21 protein-coding genes and 1 pseudogene are annotated in these 21,739 nt (G+C 70.8%); 16 read left to right on the forward strand and 6 right to left on the reverse strand.

Translation table 11 applies throughout. The annotated features are described in order from the left end of the window. Positions 1–75: 75 nt before the first annotated feature. From HPY23_RS00530 to ribH, 4 genes and pseudogenes are all read right to left on the reverse strand, one after another. Positions 76–2,085 (reverse strand): annotated as a pseudogene (locus HPY23_RS00530) (sodium-translocating pyrophosphatase); the annotation flags it as partial. A gap of 262 nt (positions 2,086–2,347) precedes the next feature. Further along, positions 2,348–3,352, reverse strand: a complete 1,005-nt coding sequence (gene thiL / locus HPY23_RS00535; RefSeq protein WP_082742889.1) for a thiamine-phosphate kinase — start codon at positions 3,350–3,352, stop codon at positions 2,348–2,350. A gap of 172 nt (positions 3,353–3,524) precedes the next feature. Further along, positions 3,525–3,995, reverse strand: coding sequence for a transcription antitermination factor NusB (gene nusB, locus HPY23_RS00540; protein ID WP_060850121.1), 471 nt, complete (start codon positions 3,993–3,995; stop codon positions 3,525–3,527). 1 nt (position 3,996) lies between these two features. Continuing rightward, on the reverse strand, positions 3,997–4,539 hold the full coding sequence (gene ribH, locus HPY23_RS00545; RefSeq protein WP_060850869.1) for a 6,7-dimethyl-8-ribityllumazine synthase: 543 nt from the start codon (positions 4,537–4,539) through the stop codon (positions 3,997–3,999). Between the two features lie 257 nt (positions 4,540–4,796). On the opposite strand from ribH, the gene HPY23_RS00550 reads away from it, so the two are divergent. The 14 genes from HPY23_RS00550 to coaA all read left to right on the forward strand — a co-directional run bounded on the left by HPY23_RS00550 (position 4,797) and on the right by coaA (position 16,887). After that, the gene (locus HPY23_RS00550; RefSeq protein ID WP_091887400.1) at positions 4,797–6,101 is read left to right on the forward strand and encodes an MFS transporter; all 1,305 of its coding nucleotides are present in this window, start codon (positions 4,797–4,799) and stop codon (positions 6,099–6,101) included. A 330-nt stretch (positions 6,102–6,431) separates the two neighbouring features. Beyond that, a complete protein-coding gene (gene petA, locus HPY23_RS00555; protein WP_060850123.1) occupies positions 6,432–6,995 on the forward strand; it encodes a ubiquinol-cytochrome c reductase iron-sulfur subunit in 564 nt (187 codons plus the stop codon). 42 nt (positions 6,996–7,037) lie between these two features. After that, positions 7,038–8,324, forward strand: coding sequence for a cytochrome b (locus HPY23_RS00560; protein ID WP_060850124.1), 1,287 nt, complete (start codon positions 7,038–7,040; stop codon positions 8,322–8,324). Between the two features lie 83 nt (positions 8,325–8,407). After that, positions 8,408–9,304: a cytochrome c1 gene (locus HPY23_RS00565; RefSeq protein WP_091887398.1), complete on the forward strand. Its 897-nt coding sequence runs from the start codon at positions 8,408–8,410 to the stop codon at positions 9,302–9,304. A gap of 103 nt (positions 9,305–9,407) precedes the next feature. After that, positions 9,408–10,286 (forward strand): S-methyl-5'-thioadenosine phosphorylase, encoded by an 879-nt coding sequence (locus HPY23_RS00570; RefSeq protein WP_060850126.1) that lies wholly within the window; start codon positions 9,408–9,410, stop codon positions 10,284–10,286. Positions 10,287–10,407: 121 nt separating this feature from the next. Beyond that, positions 10,408–11,010 (forward strand): imidazoleglycerol-phosphate dehydratase HisB, encoded by a 603-nt coding sequence (hisB, locus tag HPY23_RS00575; protein ID WP_060850127.1) that lies wholly within the window; start codon positions 10,408–10,410, stop codon positions 11,008–11,010. A 30-nt stretch (positions 11,011–11,040) separates the two neighbouring features. Continuing rightward, positions 11,041–11,532, forward strand: a complete 492-nt coding sequence (locus HPY23_RS00580) for a DUF2628 domain-containing protein (protein WP_091887396.1) — start codon at positions 11,041–11,043, stop codon at positions 11,530–11,532. Between the two features lie 64 nt (positions 11,533–11,596). After that, entirely contained in the window at positions 11,597–12,256 is a 660-nt protein-coding gene (gene hisH, locus HPY23_RS00585; RefSeq protein WP_060850129.1) for an imidazole glycerol phosphate synthase subunit HisH, read from the forward strand. 46 nt (positions 12,257–12,302) lie between these two features. Further along, on the forward strand, positions 12,303–13,049 hold the full coding sequence (gene hisA / locus HPY23_RS00590; RefSeq protein WP_091887394.1) for a 1-(5-phosphoribosyl)-5-[(5-phosphoribosylamino)methylideneamino]imidazole-4-carboxamide isomerase: 747 nt from the start codon (positions 12,303–12,305) through the stop codon (positions 13,047–13,049). Positions 13,050–13,107: 58 nt separating this feature from the next. Next, a complete protein-coding gene (locus HPY23_RS00595; RefSeq protein WP_091887392.1) occupies positions 13,108–13,596 on the forward strand; it encodes a DUF29 domain-containing protein in 489 nt (162 codons plus the stop codon). A gap of 12 nt (positions 13,597–13,608) precedes the next feature. Continuing rightward, entirely contained in the window at positions 13,609–14,391 is a 783-nt protein-coding gene (hisF, locus tag HPY23_RS00600; RefSeq protein ID WP_200601859.1) for an imidazole glycerol phosphate synthase subunit HisF, read from the forward strand. 28 nt (positions 14,392–14,419) lie between these two features. Then, positions 14,420–15,049 carry a lysozyme inhibitor LprI family protein gene (locus tag HPY23_RS00605; protein ID WP_091887388.1) on the forward strand — a complete coding sequence of 210 codons (630 nt, stop codon included), beginning with the start codon at positions 14,420–14,422 and terminating at the stop codon, positions 15,047–15,049. 486 nt (positions 15,050–15,535) lie between these two features. Beyond that, positions 15,536–15,859 (forward strand): phosphoribosyl-ATP diphosphatase, encoded by a 324-nt coding sequence (locus HPY23_RS00610; RefSeq protein WP_060850133.1) that lies wholly within the window; start codon positions 15,536–15,538, stop codon positions 15,857–15,859. A gap of 47 nt (positions 15,860–15,906) precedes the next feature. Beyond that, positions 15,907–16,887, forward strand: coding sequence for a type I pantothenate kinase (coaA, locus tag HPY23_RS00615; RefSeq protein WP_058617119.1), 981 nt, complete (start codon positions 15,907–15,909; stop codon positions 16,885–16,887). Positions 16,888–17,047: 160 nt separating this feature from the next. Here the strand turns inward: coaA and thpR are convergent, their stop codons facing one another. Both thpR and HPY23_RS00625 read right to left on the reverse strand, forming a co-directional pair. Further along, entirely contained in the window at positions 17,048–17,647 is a 600-nt protein-coding gene (gene thpR / locus HPY23_RS00620) for an RNA 2',3'-cyclic phosphodiesterase (protein WP_091887383.1), read from the reverse strand. Positions 17,648–17,652: 5 nt separating this feature from the next. Further along, a complete protein-coding gene (locus HPY23_RS00625) occupies positions 17,653–18,252 on the reverse strand; it encodes an arylesterase (protein WP_236012783.1) in 600 nt (199 codons plus the stop codon). A gap of 170 nt (positions 18,253–18,422) precedes the next feature. On the opposite strand from HPY23_RS00625, the gene HPY23_RS00630 reads away from it, so the two are divergent. Both HPY23_RS00630 and HPY23_RS00635 read left to right on the forward strand, forming a co-directional pair. After that, a complete protein-coding gene (locus HPY23_RS00630; RefSeq protein WP_091887377.1) occupies positions 18,423–19,118 on the forward strand; it encodes an ABC transporter ATP-binding protein in 696 nt (231 codons plus the stop codon). An 8-nt stretch (positions 19,119–19,126) separates the two neighbouring features. After that, positions 19,127–21,730 (forward strand): ABC transporter permease, encoded by a 2,604-nt coding sequence (locus HPY23_RS00635; RefSeq protein WP_091887375.1) that lies wholly within the window; start codon positions 19,127–19,129, stop codon positions 21,728–21,730. Positions 21,731–21,739 lie beyond the last annotated feature (9 nt).

The raw sequence follows: 21,739 nt of genomic DNA on the forward strand, positions 1-21,739 counted from the left end.
CCGATCTACGGCCCCTGGCGGTACTACGGGATGCCGCTATCAACCCTGGAGGCCGATTTGGAGGCGGGGCTACTGTGAGCCCCTATCAACCCCGAATGACGAAGAACCGAACTTCTTGGCGTTGTCCCAGGCGCCGCCGCCCGACGTCATCGAGACGGCGACGTAGAGGCCGGTGAGGATGACGCCGAGCAGCATCGCGCCCACCGCCGCGAAGGCCTGGCCCTTGCCGGCGATGGCCTGGATCACGAAGAACAGCACCACCGGCGACAGGACCGGCAGCAGCGACGGCACCACCATCTCCTTGATCGCCGCCTTGGTCAGCATGTCGACGGCGCGGCCGTAATCGGGCCGCTCGGTCCCCTGCATGATGCCCGGCTTCTCGCGGAACTGGCGACGGACCTCCTCGACCACCGCCGCCGCGGCCCGGCCCACCGCCGTCATGGCGATGCCGCCGAACAGGTAGGGGATGAGCCCGCCGAGCAGCAGCCCGACGACGACGTAGGGGTTGGAGAGCGAGAAATCGACCGTGACCCCCTGGAAGAAGCGGTACTGGGTCGGCGATGCGTTCTTGATGAAGTAGTTCAGGTCCGAGGTGTAGGCGGCGAACAACACCAGCGCGCCGAGACCCGCCGAGCCGATGGCGTAGCCCTTGGTGACCGCCTTGGTGGTGTTGCCGACGGCATCGAGCGCGTCGGTGGACTTGCGCACCTCCTTGGGCAGTCCCGCCATCTCGGCGATGCCGCCGGCATTGTCGGTGACCGGGCCGAAGGCGTCGAGGGCGACGACGACGCCGGCGAGCGCCAGCATGGCGGTGACCGCGATGGCGATGCCGAACAGGCCGGCGAGCCCGTAGGTGACGATGATGCCGGCGACGATGACGATCGCCGGGAGCGCGGTCGATTCGAGCGAGATCGCCAGGCCCTGAATCACGTTGGTGCCGTGGCCGGTGACCGAGGCGTGGGCGATCGACTTGACCGGCCGGTAGCCGGTGCCGGTGTAATACTCGGTGATGACGACGATCAGCGCCGTGATGACGAGGCCCGCCACCGCGCACAGGAACAGGCTGAGCGAGGTGAAGCTCTCGCCGCCCGCCGTGGTGAAGCGGGTCGAGAAGCCGCCGAACATCACGAGGTTGAGGCCGGCGATCGCCACGATCGAGAGTGCGCCGGCGCCGATCAGGCCCTTGTAGAGCGCCCCCATGATCGACTGGTTGGAACCGAGCCGCACGAAGAACGTGCCGATGATCGAGGTGACGATGCAGGCCGCCCCGATCGCCATCGGGTAGAGCAGCATGGTCTCGAGCACGTTGCGGCCGCCGACATCGGTCTGGCCCGAGAAGAAGATCGCCGCCAGCACCATGGTGGCGACGAGGGTGACCGCGTAGGTCTCGAACAGGTCGGCCGCCATGCCGGCGCAGTCGCCGACGTTGTCGCCGACGTTGTCGGCGATGGTGGCGGGGTTGCGCGGATCGTCCTCGGGGATGCCGGCCTCGACCTTGCCGACGAGGTCACCGCCGACATCGGCGCCCTTGGTGAAGATGCCGCCGCCCAGCCGCGCGAAGATCGAGATCAGCGAGGCGCCGAAGCCGAGCGCCACGAGGGCGTCGATGACCTCGCGGCTCGCCGGGCTCAAGCCCGCGATGCGGGTGAGGTAGGTGTAGTAGAGCGCGACGCCGAGGAGCGCGAGGCCGGCGACCAGCATGCCGGTGACGGCGCCCGACTTGAACGCGACCGACAATCCGGCGCCGAGCGACTGCGCCGCGGCCTGCGCCGTGCGGACGTTGGCGCGTACCGACACGTTCATGCCGATGAAGCCGGCCATGCCCGACAGGACGGCGCCGATCAGGAAGCCGATGCCGACCTTGAGGCCGAGGAACCAGGCGAGGAGCCCGAACAGGACGACCCCGACGATCCCGATGGTGGCGTATTGGCGGCGCAGGTAGGCCTGGGCGCCCTCGGCGATCGCGCCGGCGATCTCCTGCATGCGCTGCGTGCCGGCATCGCGCCGCATGACGTCGTTGATGGTGACGATGCCGTAGGCGACGGCGCAGAGGCCGCCCAGGATGATGAGCAGGAGTGCGGTCATTCTACCGTCCTTGATTGTCGGGCTTATCCCGCGACGTCGGACGGCCGAGATGGCGAGCGGCCGTTTTCGCGACGCGGGCCTCCCTCCCTTGTGAGCGGGGGCCGCGCGACAGCACGGATCCGCGTTCACAGTCGTGCCAAACTTCCCACCCGAGCGCAAATGCTCCCAAGCTTCGTCCGCTTGAGACTTTCGGCGTCGCGCCTCGGCCGAGGGATCGTCTCGCGTGAGCTCCGGCTGATCGTGCCGCGCCGCAGCGATCGCCTCAGAAGTGGCTGAAGGAGCCCGCGCGGAAGTGGCGGATCCCGCCTTGCGCGTCGCGGAACACCGGCGGGGCGCCGCCCTCGGTCACGGTGCCGATCTCGGCGAGCGGCACCCCGGCCCGCTCGGATGCCGCCCGCAGGGCCGGCACCGCGGCGGGATCGGCCGTGCACAGGATCTCGTAGTCGTCGCCGCCGGTGAGCGCGACGTCGAGGAGATCCGGCTTGACCGCGAGGGCGGCCCGCGCGGCCTCCGACAGGGGGATGCGGTCGATCTCGATCTCGGCGCTCAGGTCCGCCGCCCGCATCATCTTGGCGAGGTCGCCGACGAGGCCGTCCGAGACGTCCATGGCGGCCCGGGCATGCGCCCGCAGGTGCGGCGCGAGGGCGAGGCGGGCGCGGGGATGCAGGTAGCGGTCGACCAGGGCGGCCCGGACCGGATAGGTCAGCGCCTCGCCCCACGGCGCCACGGGCTTCTGCCGCAGCCTCAGGCCGAGCGCCGCGTCGCCGATGCTGCCGGAGACGAGGATCCGATCGCCGGCCTGCGCGGTGCCTCGCCGCACCATCGTGCCGGACGGGACCTCGCCGAGCGCGGTGATGCCCAGAAGCGTGGGGCCCGCCGCCCGCACGGTGTCGCCGCCGAGGAGCGGGCAGCTCGCGAGCGCTGCCGCCTCGCTCAGGCCGGTGCAGAAATCGGCGAGCCAGGCCTCGTCCCACTCGTCGCAGAGCGCCAGGGTGAGGAGGAAGCCCCGCGGCTCGGCACCCTTGGCGGCGAGGTCCGACAGGTTCACGCCCAGCGCCTTGCAGGCGATCGAGGAGGCGGGATCATCGGGAAAGTAATGGACGCCCGCGACGACCGCGTCGGTGGTCAGCACGAGGTCGTGGCCCGGGCTCGGCACCAGCAGGGCCGCGTCGTCCCTCAGCGACAGCCCGCCTTCGCCCGCGAGCGGCGCGAAGTAGCGGGCGATCAGTTCGTCTTCCGTGGGGCGGGGCAGGGCGGAGCGGGCCATCGCGGGGGAGGGGTCTCGCGGCGAGGGACGGAGTGCAAGGGAGCACGACCCGCCTGAACCTCAGCCGACAGCTAGGGCCCAGCCCGGCCGGACCGCAATGGCCTAACGCAAGAACCTGAAGATTTTTATCGACGGTCCGACACCGCGGCCCCGCTGGTGCGCGAACCCTTGCTCAGCCGGCGCGCGAGCCCTTGTTGAAATCCTCCGGCCGTACCGCGCGGCCGACCTTGTCGAGCACCGCGTTGACGAGACCGGGCTCCTCGCCCTCGTAGAAGCTGTGGGCGACGTCGACGTATTCGGAGATCGCGACCTTCACCGGCACGTCGCGGCGGAACATCACCTCGTAGGCCCCGGCGCGCAGGATCGCCCGCACCACCGCCTCGAGGCGGCGGAGGGGCCAACCGGCGGCGAGCGCCGCGTCGAGGCGCTGGTCGATCGCCCGTTGCTCGTCGACGGTGCCGCGCAGGAGGTCGCGGAAGAAGGCGGTCTCGGCCGGCGGATGCTCGACCTCGTCGATCACCTGGCCGATCCAGAAGGCCTCGAACTCGGCCAGCGCGTCGATGACGCCCTTGCCGGAGATCTCCATCTCGTAGAGGGCCTGGACCACCGCGAGGCGGGCGCCGCTGCGTTCTGCGGGCTTCATCTCACTCGGTCTCCGGGTTGCGGCGGGGCGTGAAGCCGATGGTGCGGTCCTGGCGGCCCGCCTCCTCGGCGCGGCGAAGCGCCAGCACGGCCAGCGCCGCTTCCGCCGCGCCGCCGCCCTTGTTCATCTCGGCGACGCGGGCGCGGGCCTGGGCCTGGGCTTCGGTCTCGACGGTGAGGATGCCGTTGCCGAGCGGCATGCGCAGCACGACCGACAGGTCCATCAGCGCCCGGGCGCTCTCGCCCGCGACGATGTCGTAGTGGCCGGTCTCGCCGCGGATGACGCAGCCGAGCGCCACCACGGCGTCGTAGGGCTTGTGGGCGCGGGCGGCGGCCTCGAGCAGGATCGCCACCGCCTGGGGGATCTCCAGCGCCCCCGGCACCGTGACGACCACGGACTCTGCACCGGCGGCCTCGATCGCGGCCGTCGCGCCGGCGAGCAGCTCGTCGGCGATGTCCTCGTAGTAGCGGGCCTCGACGACGAGCACCCGGGCTCCGGTGAGCTGGGGCCTGACGGCGCCGCTGTCTCGGCGTGGCGTGACCATGGCGAACTTCTTCAAAGATCTCGAACGGCGCCGGGGCGAGCGCGCGGCCAGGCGGCCTCGCTGCGGGGCGTCACCGGCGGGGGAGGGCGAGCACTAGACCAGAAGCGGCCCCTCCCACAAGTGCGCGGGCCTCCGCAGATCGTCGCTGCTTGCCAACCGACGACAATCCGGTCATCCCGGCGCCAGAGCCGGGCGTCGCAACCCGGCCGCCGCTTGCAATTCGGCCGCGCCAACGACGCGCCGGGGAGGAGACAGCCGTGACGTCCGACATCGAAGCCCGCACCATCAGGCGCATCAGCTGGCGCCTGATCCCGTTCCTGATCGTCTGCTACTTCGTCGCCTATCTCGATCGGGTGAACGTCGGGTTCGCCTCGCTGACGATGAACCGGGACCTCGGCATCTCGGCCACCGCCTACGGCCTCGGGGCCGGGCTGTTCTTCATCACCTACTTCATCTTCGAGGTCCCCTCGAACCTGGCGCTCGAGAAGTTCGGCGCGCGCCGCTGGATCGCCCGCATCATGCTGAGCTGGGGCCTGATCTCCGGCGGCATGGCCTTCGTCGGCGGCGAGGCCAGCTTCTACATCATGCGCCTCCTGCTCGGCGCGGCCGAGGCCGGCTTCTTCCCGGGCATCATCTTCTACCTGACGCTGTGGTTCCCGGCGGCCTACCGCGCCCGCATCGTCTCGCTGTTCATGGTGGCGATCCCGCTCTCCAGCGTCATCGGCTCGCCGATCTCCGGCCTGCTGCTCGAGCTCGACGGCGCGCTCGGCTTCAAGGGCTGGCAGTGGCTCTACGTGATCGAGGCGCTGCCGGCGGTGGTGCTCTCGGTGATGACCTACCTCTACCTCACCGACCGCCCGGCCGACGCCAAGTGGCTTGCCGCCGACGAGCGCGCCTGGCTGGAGCAGACGCTCGCCGCCGAGGCCGCCCGCACCCCGCGCCAGGGCCACGTGCCGCTGACCCAGGAGATCCTCAACCCGCGGGTGCTCGCCATCGCGGTGGTGTATTTCGGCGCCGTGGCGCTGCTCTACGCCTTCGGCTTCTTCTTGCCGCAGATCTTCAAGGGCTTCGGTCTCACCAACGCCCAGACCGGCTTCGTGATGATCATCCCGTACGCCGTCGGCACCGTCGGCATGCTGTGGTGGGGCAAGCGCTCGGACGCCAAGCGTGAGCGCCGCTACCACCTCGCGGCGGCGCTCGCCTGCGCCTCGCTGTGCACCGTCGGGGCGGCGCTGGTCGGCGACCCGATCGTCAAGGTGGTGCTGTTCTCGGGCGCCGCGCTCGGCATCTTCGGCGCGCTCCCGATCACCTGGACGCTGCCGACCGAGACCCTGTCGGGGGCCGCGGCCGCCGGCGCCATCGCGGTGGTGAACTCGATCGGCAACCTGTCGGGCTTCGTCGCTCCCTACGCCGTCGGCGCCATCAAGGACTGGACCGGCAGCTTCACCGGCGGCCTGCTGCTGATCGCCTGCGCGGGCATCGTCGGCATGATCACCGTGCTGCGCCTGAGCCATACCGGCGCACCCGCGGTGCAAGGCCGCGTCGGCGCCGCCGCCGAGTAGGCCATCTCGCGCCCGGCCGGGGCGGCCTCCGGGCCGCCCCGGTGCAGTGCGGTACGCCCTGCAACACACTCGCGGAAAATCTGGAATTCCTCTGGTTCGACGCGCCTTTTCGCCCTGGATTCCGGGGCTTGGCCGTGCCAGAGAGCTACCCGCGCGGCGACGCCCGGTCGCATTGCCGCGATGAGCGGGGAGGTGCTTCGGTCCGGCAGGACCGGGGTTCGACGAACCCCGCCGACCCTTCCTGCGGGCCTCACGCCGCGCGCCGCGCCGGCGGTGGGCCCGCCGCCGTCAACGATTCTTGCGTCAACGATCTCTCGGGAGAGCCGGAACTTGGCCACCACCGCCGCCCCCTCGGACGCCGCGCATCCCCACGGGTCGACCCGCCGGGACTTCCTGTTCCTCGCCACCGGTGCGGGCGCCGTGGTCGGGGCCGCCGCCCTGGCCTGGCCCTTCGTCGCCTCGATGGCGCCCGACGCCGAGACGATCGCCGCCGGCGCCCCGATCGACGTCGACCTCACCCCCATCGCCGACGGCCAGATCGTCAACGTGTTCTGGCGCGGCAAGCTGATCTTCGTGCGCCACCTCACGGAGAAGGAAGTCGCCGACATGAAGGCGGTCGCCCCCGCCGGCATGATCGACCCGGCGCCGTTCCTGGGCCGCGTCAAGGACGGCCACGAGCGCTGGCTCGTCGCCTACGGCAACTGCACCCATCTCGGCTGCGTGCCGATCGCCAACGCCAACGGCCACGAGGGCTGGGGCTGCCCCTGCCACGGCTCGCAGTTCGACGCGGTGGGCCGGGTGACCCGGGGCCCGGCGCCGATCAACCTGCCGATCCCGCCCTACGCCTTCCAGGGCGACACCAAGGTCCGCATCGGCGAAGGCGCCACCGCCTGATCTTTCGCCGATCGTGAAGCAACGCCAGACGCGGGCTGCCCCATGAGCGCACACGCCACAACCTACGTCCCCAAGAGCCGCATCGCGAAGTGGTTCGAGGCCCGGCTGCCGATCGTCGGCCTGGTCCATTCCTCGTTCATCGCGTTCCCGGTTCCCCGTAACCTGAACTACTTCTGGACGTTCGGCGCGATCCTGATCGTGATGCTGGGCTCCCAGATCATCACCGGCGTCTGGCTGGCGATGCACTACCAGCCCTCGGCCACCGAGGCGTTCAACTCCGTCGAGCACATCATGCGCGACGTGAACTACGGCTGGCTGCTGCGCTACATGCACGCCAACGGCGCCTCGATGTTCTTCATCGCGGTCTACGTCCACATGTTCCGCAACCTCTACTACGGGTCGTACAAGGCCCCGCGCGAGGTGCTCTACATCCTGGGCGTGATCATCTACCTGCTGATGATGGCGACCGCGTTCCTCGGCTACACCCTGCCGTGGGGCCAGATGTCGTTCTGGGGCGCCACCGTCATCACCAACATCCTGGCGGCGATCCCGATCGTCGGCGACACCATCCAGAGTCTGCTCTGGGGCGGCTACTCGGTCGGCAACCCGACCATCAACCGCTTCTTCTCGCTGCACTACCTGCTGCCGTTCATGATCGCCGGCGTCGTCGTCCTGCACGTCTGGGCGCTGCACGTCACCGGCCAGAACAACCCGACCGGCATCCCGATCAAGACCGGCAAGGATGCGGTGCCCTTCACTCCCTACGCGACCATCAAGGACGTGTTCGCGGTGGTGGTGTTCTTCGCCTTCTTCGCCTACTGGATCTTCCTGCAGCCGAACTACCTCGGCCATGCCGACAACTACATCCCGGCGAACCCCGCCGTGACGCCGGCGCACATCGTGCCCGAGTGGTACTTCCTGCCCTTCTACGCCATCCTGCGCGCGGTGCCGGACAAGCTCGGCGGCGTGGTGCTGATGTTCGGCGCGGTGATCATCCTGGCGCTCGCGCCCTGGCTCGACACCTCGCGGGTCCGCTCGGCCAACTACCGGCCGATCTACCGCCAGTTCTTCTGGCTGTTCATCTTCTGCTGCTTCCTGCTCGGCTGGCTCGGCTCGAAGCCCCCGGAGGGCGGCTACGTCCTCGCCTCGCGCATCGCCACCGTCTACTACTTCGCCCACTTCCTGATCGTGATGCCGCTGGTCGGCCTGTTCGAGACGCCGAAGCCCCTGCCGGGCTCGATCCTCGAGAGCGTCACCGGCCCGGGCAAGCAGGTCGGCTCCTCCGGCCTTCCCGCCGGCGCCGCCGCCGCTCCCTCGACCAAGGGATAAGCGACGCCGCGAGGCGGGGGCCGCGGGCTCCCGCCTCACGACCGCCCATCAGAATGACGACGCCGCAAGGGGCATCGAGGGGAATGATCAGAACACGTGCTCTCGTGGCGGCCGCTCTCGCCGCGATCCTGTCGGCCGGCGCCGCCTCGGCGGAGGACCACGGGCCGGTGCCGCACCGCGAGAAGTGGACCTTCTCGGGGGTGTTCGGCACCTTCGACCAGGCGCAGCTGCAGCGGGGCTTCCAGGTCTACCGCGAGGTCTGCTCGAACTGCCACAGCCTGAGCTACATCCGCTTCCGCAACCTCGAGCAGGAGGGTGGACCCGACTTCTCCGCCGCCCAGGTCAAGGCGCTGGCGGCCGAGTACAAGGTCAAGGACGGGCCGAACGATTCCGGCGACATGTTCGAGCGGCCCGGCCGCCCGGCCGACAAGATCCCGGCGCCGTTCCCCAACGAGCAGGCCGCGGCCGCCGCCAACGGCGGCAAGGCGCCGCCGGACCTGTCGCTGATGGCCAAGGCCCGCACCTTCGCCCGCGGCGGCCTGTGGTTCATCATCGATTGGCTGCCCTTCGTCGGCTACACCGAGCAGGGCCCGGACTACATCCACGCCCTCCTCAACGGCTACAAGGACGAGCCGCCGAAGGACGTGACCGTGCCGCCGGGCGGCCACTACAACGAGTACTACCCGGGCCACGTCATCGCGATGCCCAAGCCCCTCAGCGACGGTCAGGTGACCTACGCCAAGGGCGCCAACGGCCAGCCGGTCGCGCCGGAGACGGTCGATCAGTACTCGCGCGACGTCACCGCCTTCCTGATGTGGACGGCCGAGCCCCATCTCCTGGCGCGCAAGTCGCTGGGCCTGCGGGCGATCCTGTTCCTGCTGGTCCTGGCGAGCCTGCTCTACTACGTGAAGAAGAAGATCTGGTCGGACGTCGGCGGCGAGACGCACGGGCTGCAGCCCGAGCTGCACAAGACGAGCTGACCGGCACCCGAGAGCGATACCAGAGGCCCCGCGAGGGGCCTCTTTCGTTTTGACGCCCCCTCGCAACGACCAAGCAACCCCCGCAACGACAAGGAGAACCCCGATGGTGAAGGCCGTGCTCGGAGTGATCGGCGGCTCGGGCGTCTACGACCTGCCCGGGCTGGAGGACGTACGCGAGGAGGCGGTCGCCTCGCCCTGGGGCGAGCCCTCGGACGCCCTGCGGATCGGCCGCATCGGCGACACGACGGTGGTCTTCCTGGCGCGCCACGGACGCGGCCACCGGCTCTCGCCGTCGGGCATCGACTACCGGGCCAACATCGACGCGATGAAGCGCGTCGGCGTCACCGACATCGTCGCGCTCTCGGCCTGCGGCTCGTTCCGGCAGGAGCTCTATCCGGGCCTGTTCGTGCTCGTCGACCAGTTCGTCGACCGCACGGTCGGCCGGACCTCGTCGTTCTTCGGCAACGGCTGCGTCGCCCACGTCTCGATGGCCCATCCGGTCGGGCCGGCGCTCCAGGCCCGCATCCTGGAGGCGGCGGAGGCCGAGGAGATCGCGGTCAGGAAGGGCGGCACCTACGTCTGCATGGAGGGGCCGCAATTCTCCTCCTACGCCGAGTCGCTCACCTACAAGGCGCAGGGCTACGACGTGATCGGCATGACCAACATGCCGGAGGCCAAGCTCGCCCGCGAGGCCGAGATCACCTACGCGACGATCGCCATGGTGACCGACTTCGATTGCTGGCACCCGGAGCACGGCGCGGTCGACGTCGCCGCCGTGGTGGCGGTGGCCCGCGCCAACGCCGCGAAGGCCGCCCGCCTGGTGAGCCGCCTCGCCCGCGACCTTCCGGCCGAGCGGGTGCCGTGTCCGGCGGGCTCCGACCGGGCGCTGGACGGTGCGATCATGACCGCGCCGACCCACCGCGACCCGGCCCTCATGGCCAAGCTCGACGCGGTCTGCGCGCGGGTGCTGGCGGCGGGCTGATCGCCGGTTGCCGAGGCGCCCTGATGCGCGCGAGGGTATAAAGCCCGGATCACCCCTGGCGTTTCCGCGGGCTGCCTTCTAACAAGGCAGCCCGTTTTCCGTTGGCGACAGCACTTCCCCGATGACCGACACTCCCCTCCGCGCCGGCCGCGTCGACCGGCGCACCGCCGAGACCGACGTCAGCGTCGCCCTCACCCTCGACGGCACCGGCAAGGCCAGCATCGCGACCGGGGTCGGCTTCCTCGACCACATGCTGGAGTTGCTCGCCCGGCACGCCCTGTTCGACCTCGACATCAAGGTGACGGGCGACCTCCACGTCGACCAGCACCACACCACCGAGGATTGCGGCATCGCGCTCGGCCAGGCCTTCGCCCAGGCGCTCGGCGACAAGCGCGGCATCCGGCGCTACGCCGATCTGCACCTGCCCATGGATGAGGCACTGACCCGGGTCGCCGTGGACATCTCCGGCCGGCCGTTCCTGGTCTTCCGCACCACCTTCGCCCGCGAGAAGATCGGCGCCTTCGACACCGAGCTGGTGCGCGAGTGGTTCCAGGCCTTCGCGATGAATGCCGGCATCACGCTGCACGTCGAGACGTTGTACGGCGACAACCAGCACCATATCGCCGAGAGCTGCTACAAGGGCCTGGCACGTGCCTTGCGGCACGCGGTCGAGGTCGATCCCCGCGAGGGCGGCCGCGTGCCGTCGACGAAGGGCTCGCTCTAAGGCCGCAACGACGGATCCCGGGGGGAACGGATGACCACCTACACCCTGCACGTGCCCGACGAGGTCGATCCCGCCGAGCCGGAGGCCCTGGACCGCGCGAAGCTCGTGCCCGACGCCTTCGTCTGGCCGGCCTTCTGGTTCTCCGCGCTGTGGTTCTTCTGGCACCGGCTCTGGCTCGCCGGCCTGATGGTGCTGGCGGCCGAAATCGTGGTCTGGTTCGCCGGGCTCGCGCTGGGGTTGAGCACGGCGGCGGGCTTCGCCATCGCGCTCCTCCTGTCCTGGCTCGTCGGGCTCGAGGCCTCGTCCCTGCGGCGCTGGACCTATGCCCGCACCGGCCGCCCGATCCGCGACGCGGTGACGGCGTCGGACGCCAAGGAGGCAGAGGTCAAGTTCGTCGCCCGCTGGCTGCGGGAGGAGGGCGCGCGGGTGGGCACTGCCCCGTCGCGGCCCGCCGCTCCGGCCCATGCCCGGTCCGAGAGCCCGGCGCTCGGCCTGTTTCCGGAAGCGCAGGGCCAACGGTGAGCCCCGCAACCACGCCATCATGGGCGCCGCCCCGGGCCGGCGGCGCGATCCGGGAGAAGCTCCGTTGAGCGCCGACACCGTCGCCATCATCGATTACGGCTCGGGCAACCTGCACTCGGCCGCCAAGGCCTTCGAGCGCGCCGCCCGCGAGGCCGGCACCGAGGCCCGCATCGTCGTCACCTCCGACCCCGCGACCGTGGCGGCGGCCGACCGGGTCGTGCTGCCGGGTGTCGGCGCCTACGCGGATTGTCGGCGCGGGCTCGACGCCGTGTCGGGCATGGTCGAGGCGATGACCGAGGCGGTGCACGGGCGCGGCCGGCCGTTCCTCGGCATCTGCGTCGGCATGCAGCTGCTGGCGAGCCGCGGCCTCGAATACGAGGTGACGCCGGGCCTCGGCTGGATCCCGGGCGACGTCGCCCCGATCACGCCGGCCGATCCCGGCCTCAAGGTGCCGCATATGGGCTGGAACACGCTGCAGGAGCGCCGGCCCCATCCGCTCCTCGATGGCATCCCGACCGGCCCGGACGGCCTGCACGCCTATTTCGTGCACAGCTACGCGCTCAGCCCGGCCGAGCCCGACGACGTGGTGGCGAGCGCCGATTACGGCGGGGCGGTCACCGCCATGGTGGCGCGCGGCACCATCGCCGGCACCCAGTTCCACCCCGAGAAGAGCCAGACCCTCGGCCTTCGCCTGATCGGCAACTTCCTGCGCTGGCGCCCCTGACCGGGCGCCGGCCCCCCGACCAACTCCAGCCTTGCGGTGACGACGCGTGATCCTGTTTCCGGCCATCGATCTCAAGGAAGGGCGCTGCGTCCGCCTCGTGCAGGGCGACATGGCCCAGGCCATCGTCTTCAGCGACGATCCGGCCGCGCAAGCGACCACCTTCCAGGAGCAGGGCTTCCCCTGGCTCCACGTGGTGGATCTCGACGGCGCCTTCGCGGGCGCGCCGATGAACGCCTCGGCGGTCGATGCGATCCTGGCGGCGGTGACGATTCCGGTCCAGCTCGGCGGCGGCATCCGCGAGATGCGCACCGTCGAGGGCTGGCTCGCCAAGGGCGTCAGCCGGGTCATCATCGGCACCGCCGCGGTCAAGGACCCGACCTTCGTGCGCGAGGCCGCCCGCCGCTTCCCGGGCCAGATCGCCGTCGGCATCGACGCCAAGGACGGCCGCGTCGCGGTGGAGGGCTGGGCCAAGACCTCGACGGTGACGGCGGAAGAGCTCGGCCGGCGCTTCGAGGATGCCGGCGTCGCCGCGATCATCTACACCGACATCGCCCGCGACGGCATCCTCAAGGGCCTCAACATCCCGATGACGCTCGGCCTCGCCCAGGCGGTGAAGATCCCCGTCATCGCCTCCGGGGGATTGGCCTCGATCGAGGACGTCCACCGCATCCTCGAGCCCGATTGCGCGAGCCTCGCCGGCGCCATCACGGGCCGGGCGCTCTACGACGGCCGCATCGACCCGAAGGAGGCGCTCGCCGCCATCGCGCGGGCGAAGGGCGCGCGGGCGGGGTGAAGCGGAGGGGTTCGTGGCGTGGTAGGATCATGGCCGCTTCCCGGAGGCCTCTGACCGCATGACGGCCGCGACCCGCAAATCCAGGCCCGCGCCTGCACGCTCGGCTCCCCTGCGACCCACGACGGCCTATGCCGACGACACCCACGGCTGGGCGATGGAGCAGGCTGCGGCGCTCCGCGCCGGCAACCTCTCGGTCCTCGACCGGGAGAACCTGGCCGAGGAGATCGAGAGCGTGGGCCGCTCGGAGTTCAAACGCCTCGTCAGCGTCCACGCGCCGATCCAGCTTCACATGCTGAAATGGCAATTCCAGCCCGGCCAATGCAGCGCCAGCTGCGCGATCTCGATCGCGACGCATCGTCATCACGTGATCGAGGTCATCGGCGACAATCCGAGGTTGAAGTCGCGGCTCGACGCAGCCTTCGAGCGTGCCTACCGCCAGGCCCGTCTCGACGCCCTGCGCGAGACCGGTCTTGCCTCGACGACATTCCCGGCGGCCTGTCCCTTCACGCGGGACGAGGCGATGTCGCGCCCCTTCCTCTACGAGTAGAGCCTCAGAACCGTGCTCAAGACCCGCATCATCCCCTGCCTCGACGTGAAGGACGGCCGCGTCGTCAAGGGCGTCCAGTTCCTCGAGCTGCGCGACGCCGGCGATCCCGTCGAGGCCGCCAAGGCCTACGACCGGGCCGGGGCCGACGAGCTCTGCTTCCTCGACATTACGGCGAGCCACGAGGCCCGCGGTATCCTCCTCGACGCGGTGAGCCGCACGGCGGAGGCCTGCTTCATGCCGCTCACCGTCGGGGGCGGCGTGCGCAAGGTCGAGGATATCCGCACGCTGCTGCTCGCCGGGGCCGACAAGGTGTCGATCAACACCGCGGCGGTGAACGACCCGGACCTGGTGGCGCGGGCGGCGGAAAAATTCGGCGCGCAGTGCATCGTCGTGGCGATCGACGCCAAGCGGGTCTCGGGCGAGGGCGAGGCACCGCGCTGGGAGATCTTCACCCATGGCGGCCGCAAGCCCACCGGGATCGACGCGGTCGAATTCGCCCGCCTCGTGGCGGCGAAGGGCGCGGGCGAGCTGCTCGTCACCTCGATGGACCGGGACGGAATGCGCTCGGGCTACGACATCGGGCTCACCCGGGCGATCACCGATGCGGTCACCGTGCCGGTGATCGCGTCGGGCGGCGTCGGCGGCCTCGACGACCTCGTGGCGGGCGTGCGCGACGGAGGCGCGAGCGCGGTGCTCGCCGCCTCGATCTTCCATTTTGGCCAGCACACCGTCGGGGAGGCCAAGGCCCATATGGCGGCGGCCGGCCTCGCCATGCGGCTCGACCCGACGCCCTGACCGTCTCCCCCGCCGAGACACGACTGCCATGGGACAGCGGGGTTCGACATGGCGCACGGCCTGCACGGTCGTCGCCCTCCTTCTGACGGCGTCCGGCGCCGACGCTCTCGATTGCGCCAAGGCCTCCACGCCGCTCGAACGCGCGATATGCGGCTCTACGGCGGCGACTACGTCTGACGTCGCGATGGCAGCGGCGTTCGCCGGCCTTCGGGCGCCCCTCGGCGAGGCCGTGCAGCTGGGGTCCTGGGATGCGGCGCTCACCGACCAGCGCATTTGGCTGAAGAAGCGAAACGGCGAATGCGGCCTCCTCAAATCGAACGAGAGCCGAGCCCGGTGTGCCGAGCAGTGGAACCTCGAACGGGCGCGCATCCTCACGGGGCGCCCCGAGGCAGGCCCCGGCTTGCCTCGCCAGCCGGCGCCTTTCTTCGCTCGCCGGTCTTCCGGGTCCAACTGGTTCGAGAAGGAAGTCCGCGTCTATCGCTTCACCTCGCCGCAAAGCACTGTGGAACGTCTCGTCAACACGCGAGCCGACGAGGGGCTTCGCGGGGAGCCGTCGGGCCTTCAGGAGGGTGTCGAGGCCAAGGGGCTTCGGTATTCAGAGAACTGGACGCTCAGCTATGGATCGCCTCGCCTCCTATCGATCCGGGTCGAACGATGAGAATACAATGGCGGAGCCCACGGTAGTGGTGCCAGAGATGCGCTGAATCTCGATCTGACGTCAGACTCAGAACTTGTCGTAACGTTGATCTTCGATGTATCTGCCCTCGGACAGCTGACCCGTTTCTGCGTGGGTGCGATGAGGCCCGAAAGTGCGAGGTTGGAGGCAGGGGATGATTCGAGCCGTCTGCGCGAGGCGATAGCCTCCTCGCTGCCCGATGCAAAACGCTGGGTGTTCGAACGGGAGGGGGCCGTAATCGATCTCGGGTTGATCGATGGATACGCCCGAGGCCGCTACTTCTGCGAGATCCCGTACGCCACACTCGACCCGCTCTCGAAGCGCCCCTATCGCTAGCAAGCCGGCGCCGCATCGCTCTGTGCAAGGCTGCCTTACACCGGAGGGATAGATCGGGCGGAGCGTCGAACAGCGCTTGACCACCCGGCTCCGCCGGCCCCAGGGTTCGCGTACAACTCCAATGGCAGCCTGATGACCGCCTTCTCCCTCGCCGACCTCGACCGCATCGTCCGCGAGCGGGCCGCCGCCTCACCGGAGGAGTCCTACACCGCCAAGCTCGTGGCCGGCGGGCCGGCGCGGCCTGCCAAGAAGCTCGGCGAGGAGGCGGTGGAGGCCGCGATCGCCGCGGTGCAGGGCGACCGCGACGGGCTGACGGCGGAGGCGGCGGACGTGCTCTATCACCTGCTGGTGGTGCTGCGCGCCGCCGAGGTGCCACTGGAGGCCGTGATGGCCGAGCTGGAACGGCGCACCGCCCAGAGCGGCATCGCCGAGAAGGCCGCGAGGAGGCCCGCATGAGCGAGGCGGGCATCAACGATCGGCTCGGGCCCGGCCCGGCCCCGACGCTGGGCGCGGCGCAGCTCGCCGCGAGCCTCGACGAGGCGACCGACCACCTCTCGCCCTACCGGGTCTTCTCCCGTGAGGAATGGGCACATCTTCGCGCCGACACGCCGCTCACCCTCACGGCCGAGGATGTGATGCGGCTGCAATCGCTCAACGACCCGATCTCGCTCGAAGAGGTCATCGCCATCTACCTGCCGCTGTCGCGGCTGCTCTCGCTCTACGTCGCGGCGACGCAGGGGCTGTTCAAGGCGACCCAGCGCTTCCTCCTCGCCGAGCGCGAGGTAAAGGTGCCCTACATCATCGGGGTCGCCGGCTCGGTCGCGGTCGGCAAGTCGACCACGGCCCGGGTACTCAAGGCGCTGCTCGCCCGCTGGCCCAACACACCGAAGGTCGACCTGGTCACCACCGACGGTTTCCTGTTTCCGAATGCCGAGCTGAACCGCCTCGGCCTGATGGAGCGAAAAGGCTTTCCCGAGAGCTACGACACCCCGACGCTGCTGCGCTTCCTCGCCGACATCAAGGCCGGCAAGCGCCACGTCGCGGCGCCACTCTACTCCCACCTCGTCTACGACGTGGTGCCGGGGGAAACGACGGTCGTCGACCGGCCCGACATCCTGATCGTCGAGGGGCTGAACGTGCTCCAGCCGGCGCGCCTGCCGCGGGACGGCACCGCGATTCCCTTCGTGTCGGACTTCTTCGACTTCTCGGTCTATCTCGACGCGCACGAGGACGACCTGCACCGCTGGTACGTCAACCGCTTCCTGCGCCTGCGCCACACCGCCTTCCGCGATCCGCTGTCCTACTTCCGGAAATACGCGGAGATCAGCGAGGAGGAGGCCCTCAACACCGCCGACGGGCTGTGGAACCGCATCAACCTCCTGAACCTGCGCGACAACATCGTGCCGACGCGCCAGCGCGCCAGCCTGATCCTCGCCAAGGGCGCGAGCCATCGGATCGAGAGCGTGGCGTTGCGCCGGCTGTAGGGATGCCGCTTGCGTCGTCCGGTCAAGGAAGCGCCCACGCCGAGTTCGAGACTTGGAGGTCGATGGCGTGGGCGCATGCCGATGAGCGAGGCAGTTCGCCCACTTTATGGGATCGGGGTGGCGCCGCCATCACCCGTTTGGGGGGAGGCCCGATCCAGGCCTACTGGTCCAAGTCTCGTTGGTCCAAGTCTTGTTGGTCCAAGTCTCGCTGGTCCACGTCGTCGTCCAGCGGATAGGCCGCCTCGACCACGTAGGGCCCGCCGCCGACCGAATCCCGCGCCGAGTAGAGCGCCACCCGCCGGGCCGTGAAGGTCAGCCGCGGAAACACCGGCTGCATCGTGAGGTATTGCGCCACCCCGTCCGGGCCGGCGCCGCGCTTGAGCCGCGCCAGCGTCACGTGCGGCGTGAAGCGCCGGGTGTCCGGTGCGGCGCCGAGCTGGCGCAGGATGCGCTCGTGCTCGGCTTGCAGCTCCGAGAGATCGGGATCGGGCACCACCCGGGCGAAGAGCGCGTGCGGCCGCTCGCCGCCGAAGCTCGCGAGCCCGTCGAGGGCGAGCGTCAGGGGAGGGCGGGGCCTGGCCTCGGCCAGGGCCGCGGCGATCTCCTCGGCCATGCCGCCGTCGACGTCGCCGATGAACCGCAGGGTGACGTGGTAGTCCGACGGCTCGACCCAGCGGGCGCCGGGCAGGCCGCCCCGGAAGGCCCCGAGCATCAGGCCGGTCTCGGGCGGGACCTCGATTCCGGTGAACAGGCGCGGCATGGCGGCTACGCTCCCTTGCGAAGGCGCGTCAGAAACTCTTCCACGCTCGGCAGGATGCCGGAGACGATCCGCGCCACCCCGGCCTTGGTCGGGTGCAGGCCGTCGGGCAAGTTGAGGCTGCGGTCGCCCGCGATGCCGTCGAGGAAGAACGGGTAGAGGAGCAGGCCGTAGCGCGCGGCGAGCCTCGGGTAGATCGCGTCGAAGCGCTTGCCGTAATCGGGCCCGAGATTCGGCGCCGCCCGCATCCCGGCGAGCAGGACCGGGATACCCCGGGCCTTGAGCCCGGCGACGATCGCGTCGAGGGCCTTCTCGGTCACCGCCGGGTCGGTGCCGCGCAGCATGTCGTTGGCGCCGAGCTCCAGGATCACCCCGTCGGTTCCGTCCGGCACCGACCACGCCGCCCGGTCGAGCCCGCCGGTCGCGGTGTCGCCCGAGACGCCCGCATTGGCGATCGTCACGGCATGGCCGCGCGCCTTCAGGGCGGCTTCGAGCTGTGCCGGGAAGGCGGCGTCGGCCGGCAGGCCGTAGCCCGCGGTCAGGCTGTCGCCGAGCGCGACGAGGGCGAGCGGGCGCTCGGCGGCGCCGAGCGGCATGGTCAGGGTCATCAGCAGCGACACGATCAGAAATGCGAGTGCCGCGCGGCGGCCATCATGGCGGACCAGGGTTGCACGGCCCATATCGGGCCGGCGGGCCGCCTGTCTTGCGTTGGTCCGTCCCACTCGTCACCTCCGGCCGCGACCGATCCGGTCGCCGCGTACAGATCGGCTCTTCGCGCATGACCGACAAGGCCACCGGACCGGCGATCGCGCTCCACGGCGTCGATCTCAGCCTCGGCCGCGGCGCCGCCCGGGTCCACATCCTCAAGGGGATCTCGCTCGACGTCGCCCCGGGCGAGGCGGTCGGCCTCGTCGGGCCGTCGGGCTCGGGCAAGTCGACCTTGCTGATGACCATGGCCGGGCTGGAGCGGCCGGATTCGGGGCGGGTGGTGGTGGAGGGCACGGACCTCGCCGGACTCGACGAGGACGCGCTGGCGCGCTTTCGCGGCCGGCGCATCGGCATCGTCTTCCAGTCCTTCCACCTCGTGCCGACCATGACGGCGCTCGAGAACGTCGCGCTGCCCCTCGAACTCGCCGACGCGCCCGACGCCCATGTCCGGGCAGCGCGGGAGCTGGAGGCGGTCGGTCTCGGGCACCGGCTGCACCATTACCCGGCCCAGCTCTCCGGCGGCGAGCAGCAGCGCGTCGCCATCGCCCGCGCGATCGCGCCGGAGCCCGCGATCCTGGTCGCCGACGAGCCCACCGGCAACCTCGACGAGGCGACCGGCGCGCAGATCGTCGACCTGCTCTTTTCCCTCAAGCGCGACCGCGGCGCGACCCTGGTGCTGGTCACCCACGATCCCGGCCTCGCCCGGCTGTGCGACCGCACGGTGCGGCTGCGCTCGGGCCTGATCGACACCGCGGTGAGCGCGTAGGGACCCCCATGCACGGCAGCCTTCCCACGCTCCCCGGCGGTCGTCCTTCCGGCCCTCCTGCCGGGGCCGGTCATTCGTCGCGCCTGCCCCTGACCCTGCGCCTGGCGTTGCGCGAGCTGCGCGGGGGCCTGCGCGGCTTCACGGTGCTGCTCGCCTGCATCGCCATCGGGGTCGCCACCATCGCGGGCGTCGCCTCGCTGTCGCGCTCGCTTTCCGACGGGCTCGCCCGCGAGGGCCGGAAGATCCTCGGCGGCGACGTGACCTTCGGGCTGATCCACCGGGAGGCGAGCCCGCAGGAAAAAGCCTTCCTCGATGCGCGGGGCCGCGTCTCGGTGGTGGGCTTCACCCGCGCGATGGCCTCGGCCGGGGACAAGGGCGCGGCACTGGTCGAGCTGAAGGCGGTCGGGCCCGATTATCCGGCGGTGGGCGATCTCGGCACCGAGCCGCCGCTGCCGGCCTCCGCGATCTTCTCTCAGGCGGACGGCGCCTACGGCGCCGCCGCCGATCCGGCGCTCCTCGCCCGCCTCGACCTCAAGCTCGGCGACCGCCTCACCGTCGGCGGGGCCGAGGTCGTGCTGCGCACGGTGCTGACGAGCGAGCCCGACAAGATCGCGGGCGGCATCGGCTTCGGGCCGCGTCTGATGGTCTCGCTCGACGCGCTCAAGGCCTCGGGCCTCGTCCAGCCCGGCAGCCTCAACCGCTTCGTCTACCGGGTGATGCTGCCGCAGGGCGACGACGCGGCGGTCGAGCGGCTGATGGCCGAGGCGCGCCAAACCCTGCCGGAGGCCGGCTGGGAGGTCCGCTCGCGGCTCAACGCCGACCCGCGGTTCGCCCGCAGCATCGAGCGCTTCACCCAGTTCCTGACGCTGGTCGGCCTCACCGCGCTCCTCGTCGGCGGTGTCGGCGTCGCCAACGCGGTGCGGGCCTTCGTCGAGCGCAAGCGCGCCTCGATCGCGACCCTGAAGAGCCTCGGCGCTCCGGGAAGCCGGGTGGTCGGCATCTACCTGACGCAGGTGATGCTGATTTCCGGAATCGGCATCCTGGGCGGCCTCGTCGTCGGCGCCGTGCTGCCCTTCGCCCTCGACGCCGCCTTCGGGTCGCTGCTGCCGCTGCCGCTCAACCCGACGCTGGTCCCGGGGGAACTCGCGGTCGCGGCCCTCTACGGGGTGCTGACGGCGCTCGCCTTCGCGATCGGGCCGCTCGGGCGAGCCCACGACGTCGCGGTGTCCGGGTTGTTTCGCGATACCGTCGATCCCGACCGGCGCCGGCCGCGGCCGCGCTACCTCGCGATCCTGGCGCTGGCGCTGGCCGGCCTCGTCGCGCTGGCGCTCGCCACCGCCTACGACCGGTGGGTGGCGCTGATCTTCATCGCGGCGGCCGGGCTCGCCTTCGGGCTGCTCCGCCTCGTCGCCGTCGGGCTGATGGCGCTCGCCCGCCGCCTGCCGCGCCCGCGCCGGGCCGCGCCGCGTCTGGCGCTCGCCAACCTCCACCGGCCCGGTGCGCTCACCCCCTCGATCGTGCTCTCCCTCGGCCTCGGCATCACACTCCTCGTCGCGCTCAGCCTGATCGACGCCAACATCACCCGGACGCTGACCCGCTCGCTGCCCGCCAAGGCGCCGAGCCTGTTCTTCCTCGACATCCCGGGCCGCAAGGCGGAAGCCTTCGACCAGTTCCTCGGCCGTGCGGCGCCGCGGGCCAAGATCGAGCGGGTGCCGATGATGCGCGGGCGGATCACGGCGCTGAACGGCGTGCCGGCGGGCCGGATCAAGGCCGGCGAGGATGCCGCCTGGGTGCTCGACGGCGATCGCGGCATCACCTACGCGGAGGACCTGCCGGACGGCTCGGCGATCACCTCCGGGACGTGGTGGAAGGGCGAGGCGGCCGGCAAGCCCCTCGTCTCCTTCGACGAGCAGCTCGCCCGCAGCCTGAACCTCAAGGTCGGCGACACCGTCACGGTCAACGTGCTCGGGCGCAGCCTCACCGTCCCGATCGCCAACCTGCGCCACGTCGAGTGGCGCAACCTCGGCATCAACTTCGTGATGGTGTTCTCGCCCGGTACCTTCCGGGGGGCGCCGCACAGCGACCTCGCGACGCTGACCCTGCCGGAGGGGCCCGACGCCGCCCTGGAGGCCCGGATCCTGCGCGACGCCGCCAAGGAATTTCCCTCGGTGAGCAGCGTGCGGGTGAAGGACGCCCTCGATGCGGTCAACGACCTCGTCGGCAAGCTCGTCTTCGCGATCCGCGGCGCCAGCGCGGTGGCGGTGGCCACCAGCCTGTTCGTGCTCGCCGGCGCCCTCGCCGCAGGCCATCGGGCCCGGCTCTACGACGCGGTGGTGCTGAAGACGCTGGGCGCCACGCGGGGGCGGCTGCTCGCCGCCTACGCGATGGAGTACGGTGCGCTCGGTCTCGCCACCGCGCTGTTCGGGCTCGCCGCCGGCACGCTCGCCGGCTGGGTGATCCTGACCCGGGTGATGCGGCTCGACTTCGCCCTCGACCTGTCGGGTGCGGTCGTGGCGGCCGGCCTCGCGGTCGCCGCCGCCATCGTGCTCGGGCTCGCCGGCACCTGGCGCATCCTCGGGCAGAAGCCGGCCCAGTACCTACGAAATCTTTAGGGTTTTTAA

Source organism: Methylobacterium ajmalii, from assembly GCF_016613415.1.
GTDB classification, from domain to species: Bacteria; Pseudomonadota; Alphaproteobacteria; order Rhizobiales; family Beijerinckiaceae; genus Methylobacterium; species Methylobacterium ajmalii.